We start from the raw sequence: 2,665 nt of genomic DNA, 5'->3' as shown, positions 1-2,665 counted from the left end.
CGCGCGCCGCCCGGGTGGTGACGGGCGGTCAGCAGAGCGGGACGCCGGGGAGCCTGGCGTCCGGGTGATCGATGTAGATGTTGCTGATGAAGCCGTTCTGGTCGCGGAGCTTGCTCCACCAGTTGTTGGTGTAGCCCTCGGCGTTGACGGTGTCACCCTGCTTCTGGCACAGGACGCGCACGGCGGTCGGCCCGCCCAGCGTGGTGACGACGGGGGCGCTCAGGCGGGCGTCGGCGCGGACGTTGACGCCGCTGCCCCAGGTGTTGAACGGCACGCCGGTGCCGCCGCAGCCGTTGTCGCTGGTCAGGTAGGCCTGGTGGTAACTGCCGGGGTAGGAGAGTCCGGAGCCGTTGATGACGATGTTCTGGCCGACGCCGTTGTAGAGCTGCTCGTAGTGGATGTGCGCGCCGGAGGAGTTGCCGGTGCTTCCGGTGGTGCCGATCTGCCGGCCCTGGCCCACGTATTCGCCGCTCGCGACGGAGTAGGCGGCGAGGTGGAAGTAGTACGTCTTCCAGCCGCTGCCGTGGTCGATGACGATGTAGTTCCCCGCGCCTCCGGCCTGGTAGTGGCGGGTGGCGGTTCCGGCGGCCGAGGCGAGGACGGGGGTGCCTGCGGTGGTTCCGCCGTCGGCGCGCACGAAGTCGAGGGCGCGGCGGACCTCGGCGGAGTGATGGCTGTAGGTCCATCGCTGTCCGCAGGGGTAGGGGGCCTTGAAGTTGGGCCCGGCAGTCGCCGCGGACTCGCCGGCCTGCGCCGGGACGGCCGACAGCCCGGTGAGCGCGAGGACGGCGGCGGCGACCACGGCGGGAAGGCGTCTGAGGAACCTCACGATTGCTCCGTAAGTTGTTAAGCGGCCCGGGAGGGCCGGGTGTGGCTGACGGTTGCTTGCCGTTCGTGGCTTCCAAGGAGTGGCCGCCCGGCTCTTCGGGGCGCCCTGACTGCTGATTGAGATGTGCGCGCTGTGTGCGGTCGCTGATTACGGAGATGACAGCGGGGTGTTCCTTGGGCCAACGGCATGCTGTTGGAACTGGGGAGGGGCGAGTGAGCGAGCGACGGGCTCAGGTGTGGGCCGGCATCGACGCAGGCAAGGGTCATCACTGGGCTGCAGTGGTCGATGAGACCGGCGAAACTCTGTGGTCGAAGAAGATCGAGAACGACGAGTCGGCGATTCTGACGGCGCTCAGCGAGATCCTGGAGCTGGCTGACGATGTTCAATGGGCGGTGGACATCTCCGGCACGTCGTCCGCGCTGCTGCTGGCTCTGCTCGCAGCGCACGGCCAGCAGGCCGTCTATGTGCCGGGCCGCACCGTCAACCGCATGTCCGGGGCCTACCGGGGCGAGGCGAAGACCGACGCCCGTGACGCGTACGTCATCGCCGAAACAGCCCGTCACCGCAGGGACTTCGCCGCGATCGACGTGCCCGCGCAGCTGGCTGCCGATCTGTCGCTGCTGACCGCCCACCGATCCGATCTGGTCGCCGACCGGGTGCGGATGATCAACCGGCTGCGGGACGTGCTGACCGGCGTCTTCCCCGCCCTGGAGCGGGCCTTCGACTACTCGGCTCACAAGGGTGCCGTGGTGCTGTTGACCGGCTGCCAGACCCCGGCAGCGATCCGCCGCCGCGGCCGGGCCCGGCTGACGGCATGGCTGGCGAATCGCAGTGTGCGCGGCGCCGACGTCGTCGCGGCCACCGCGCTGGAGGCCGCCCAGGCCCAGCAGACCGCGCTGCCCGGCGAGGACATCGCCGCCCAGCTCGTCGCCGACCTGGCCGCGCAGATCCTGGCCCTGGATGACCGTCTGAAGCGCATCGACAAGCAGATCCGTGAGACGTTCCGCAGCCACCCGCAGGCGGAGATCATCGAGTCGCTGCCCGGCATGGGCCCCATACTCGGCGCCGAGTTCGTCGTCGCCGCGGGCGACCTGACCGCCTACGCGGACGCCGGTCACCTGGCCTCGGCGGCCGGGCTCGTGCCCGTGCCACGCGACTCGGGTCGGCGGACCGGCAACCTGCACCGGCCCAAGCGCTACAGCCGCCGCCTGCGACGGGTGTTCTACATGTCCGCGCAGACCAGCATCATCCGCGAGGGACCCAACCGGGACTTCTACCTCAAGAAGCGTGGCAAGGGTTGCAAGCACGTCCAGGCCGTCATCGCCCTGGCCCGCCGACGAGCGAGTGTGCTCTGGGCGCTGCTGCGTGACGGACGCATGTTCACCCCCGCCCCGCCGGTCACGCAGGCGGCTTGACTTCGTCATTGAGACTCCTTGGTGGGGGGCGGCTCTGCGGGGGTCACGCCGGGCCGCGGACGCTGTGAGACCCCGGGAACGTAACGACATGCCTTGCCCATGACAAGAACGCCGGGCCATCGTTCGCCCAGGATCGAATGTCTTGCACCTGACAACCCGGCCCGTCACCCTGACGGCCTCACCCTGACGGCCGAAGACCCGGGCCGCCCGCTCGCCCACGACCCGAACGTGCCGAAGACACACATGTGACAAGTCGACCCCACACCCGACGGAACGCGACCGGACACGACTCGACGAAGGGGAACGAGGGCATGCGCTGGAGACGAACGAGCGCCGTGAACGGCGGCGGGGCGTTCGGCGGCGACCTCGCGGACGCGGGCCACGACGTCCGTCAGGGACTCGGGGGCGGCGGTGTCGTTCC

2 protein-coding genes are annotated in these 2,665 nt (G+C 69.9%); one reads left to right on the top strand and one right to left on the bottom strand.

What is annotated here, in order from left to right:
* Window positions 1-28: 28 nt before the first annotated feature.
* Complete coding sequence (locus tag ACWGH4_RS33870; protein ID WP_453467609.1) at window positions 29-829, bottom strand: peptidoglycan DD-metalloendopeptidase family protein; 801 nt, start codon at window positions 827-829, stop codon at window positions 29-31.
* 212 nt (window positions 830-1,041) lie between these two features.
* Between ACWGH4_RS33870 and ACWGH4_RS33865 the strand changes: the two genes are divergently transcribed.
* Window positions 1,042-2,244 carry an IS110 family transposase gene (locus ACWGH4_RS33865; RefSeq protein WP_453467607.1) on the top strand — a complete coding sequence of 401 codons (1,203 nt, stop codon included), beginning with the start codon at window positions 1,042-1,044 and terminating at the stop codon, window positions 2,242-2,244.
* Window positions 2,245-2,665: the final 421 nt, after the last annotated feature.

This window comes from Streptomyces sp. NPDC054847 (assembly GCF_053610925.1).
Note: the sequence above shows the minus strand (reverse complement) of the source record. Positions and strands in the feature narration are given on the sequence as shown.